The organism is Roseburia sp. CLA-AA-H209 (genome assembly GCF_020687575.1).
GTDB lineage: Bacteria > Bacillota > Clostridia > Lachnospirales > Lachnospiraceae > Roseburia_C > Roseburia_C amylophila.
Map to the genome: position 1 here is coordinate 1 of NZ_JAJEQU010000040.1, position 2,253 is coordinate 2,253.

Below are 2,253 nucleotides of genomic sequence, written 5' to 3' on the forward strand. Positions count from 1 at the left end.
GCTGCTGATAAAACAATTCACTGATATTGGCAAGTGCATACACGTCCTTATCTGTATAAAAGCTGTTGCTTTCATAACTTGCAATTGCAGCTGTGTTCAATCCGATTTTTGCAATACAGGTATTCAGACTCGATAGTAACAATTCCACGGAATTCTCCAGTGCTGTCACGGTACTGCTCTCATGGTTCTGAACTTCTGTGATAAGATTTAATAATTCCTGATCCAACTGCTCATGTAGTTCTATCGTTCGTATAGGTGTACTGATTAAATTTCTTATCCTAGGTCTTAAAATTATTCAAGATATCAGAATAAGGCATTTTCTTAACAATTAGTTGGCTTGTCTTGATTTTGGCATATACTTTCATAAAAATATACTGTTGTAGATACCAGCCAAACTTGTAACGAAATCTTTTGTTATAATTTTATATCAATTGCTGAAAATGACTATTTCACAGTATTTATGAATATTTTAGCAAACAATAGTTCTGTGAAAGAATGAAATCTGTCTGCTTGCAATAAAGTCAGTAAAATCAATGATTTACCGTACCTTAGAAATAAATTGTCGGACAAATCCTTTTGTATACCTGCGGGCAAATTTCGCCATAAGGTGTCCTTTCCCCTTTAGGTAAATGACAAAAAGCTATTATTAATCTCTGTATGTCATTCACTTCGTGAACAGACAGAGATTAAAGTAGCTTTTTGAGTTAGGGATTTTTGAAGTCCTAAAGTATAACCATAATTAAATTAATCTCTTTCATAAAATGGTTTGTATTCTCTAATTGCATTCTTTCCAAAATCCGAATCCGCTGAAACCATATCAAGCATCTTATCTCTTAAAAATCTAATGCAAAATTTTCCAACTCTTGGGTATAGACTATTAGGTTCTTCTTTTGAATCCAATATTAGTAAATAGCTTCCTTCTTCACCCCTTACCATCCATAATAAAAACGCCTTATCAACACTCTTTTCTTTATCAAAATATACACATAGCTCATTTATCAATTCAGTTGGGTATTCAGCTGGAATGCCTATAAACACCTGTTCTTCTTTTTTAATTATACAATCATTTTCCATTCCATCAAGCATTGGAAGCGTAATCACAATATTGGCACCGAAAGGATTTATTACCATTCCTGTATATACATCTCTCGATTCTTTCATAATGTTTTGAAAATCCTTATAACCAAAAATAACTGTTTGCTGTTCTTTTGAGGAATTCCATTTATATAATTCTTCCCAATCAGTAAATGCAATTAAAAACTTATTACCTTTTGTATCTTCTAAATGCTTTATAGATATTGAAGACCCTTCACCTACAACTATTTCATTACCATCTTTCGAACTGTTTTGTAAATGAATATCTGCAGGGCATAGTAATTTAGCTTGTGCAAATTCTGTAAAAAATTTCTGTTGTGTTGCATTATTGTTACTTAATCCTTCAATTGCCTCGACTAATTTAAGATTACTAATTGGTTCTTTAATATTCATTTTTCCCTATCTCCTTCTGGTGATATATTCCATCAGCAAACTTACGAACAAAACCTTTTGCTGGAAAATCAGGATATTTAATTTCCCATAGACATCCACAACACTTACACTTGTACCATTTATCTGCTTTCCACTCAAATCCATCACAATATGGCTTTCCTACTGGTACTTCTGAAAATATATCTTCTTTTACCTGTTCTTCAAAAAACAATTTAATATCTTCATATAATTTATATGAATTAATAACACTTCCTATTCGTTCACTACATTCACATTTTATCATTTAAACCACCCCGCTTCCACTTTTGGGATATATACTTGATTTCCACCTCCTGGCAATGTTCCTATCACATTTCCAAGACTATCATATATATTTTGTGGTGCCGCTATACCTTCATAAATTGTGGTTCCTTTTGGAACAACAACCTTGGTAATATTTTCTGTTGTATTTCCCCACGAAGGATTTAATGCTAAATCCAATTGTGATTGCAATTCTCCTCCTTGAGGCGTTCTTGATACATATGAACCAACCTCTCCTGCTTTACCACCACTTACTCTATACATAACTGTATCTTCTGTCAACGTTGTTTTTGTAAATGTTGCACCATTAAAAGACTCTGCTACTTCTTGACTAATTTCATTACAAGGTTTGATTGGTGAATACTTTACTGTCTTACTTCCACCCTCTCCTACATTTCCCAACTGCTGCGGTCTTTTTACGTTATTTACTACTTCCAGCTCTGCCTCACTGAGCGTTCCATATGT

4 protein-coding genes are annotated in these 2,253 nt (G+C 33.2%); all 4 read right to left on the reverse strand.

The genetic code is table 11. The features are described 5' to 3' along the window. On the reverse strand, positions 1–226 hold a 226-nt coding region (locus LKD41_RS15395), incomplete at its 3' end, for a hypothetical protein (RefSeq protein WP_331470941.1). 518 nt (positions 227–744) lie between these two features. Further along, positions 745–1,488, reverse strand: coding sequence for an enhanced serine sensitivity protein SseB (locus LKD41_RS15400; protein ID WP_117699322.1), 744 nt, complete (start codon positions 1,486–1,488; stop codon positions 745–747). Continuing rightward, the gene (locus LKD41_RS15405; protein WP_117699323.1) at positions 1,478–1,771 is read right to left on the reverse strand and encodes a hypothetical protein; all 294 of its coding nucleotides are present in this window, start codon (positions 1,769–1,771) and stop codon (positions 1,478–1,480) included. The genes LKD41_RS15400 and LKD41_RS15405 overlap by 11 nt, the downstream gene beginning before the upstream one ends. Further along, the coding region (locus LKD41_RS15410; protein ID WP_227701666.1) for a hypothetical protein at positions 1,768–2,253 on the reverse strand (486 nt) is incomplete at its 5' end. The genes LKD41_RS15410 and LKD41_RS15405, both read right to left, overlap by 4 nt.

Bases quoted from the DNA above. Each gene is read 5' to 3' on its own strand.
- LKD41_RS15400 (WP_117699322.1), bottom strand. From the start codon at position 1,488: ATGAATATTAAAGAACCAATTAGTAATCTTAAATTAGTCGAGGCAATT.
- LKD41_RS15405 (WP_117699323.1), bottom strand. From the start codon at position 1,771: ATGATAAAATGTGAATGTAGTGAACGAATAGGAAGTGTTATTAATTCA.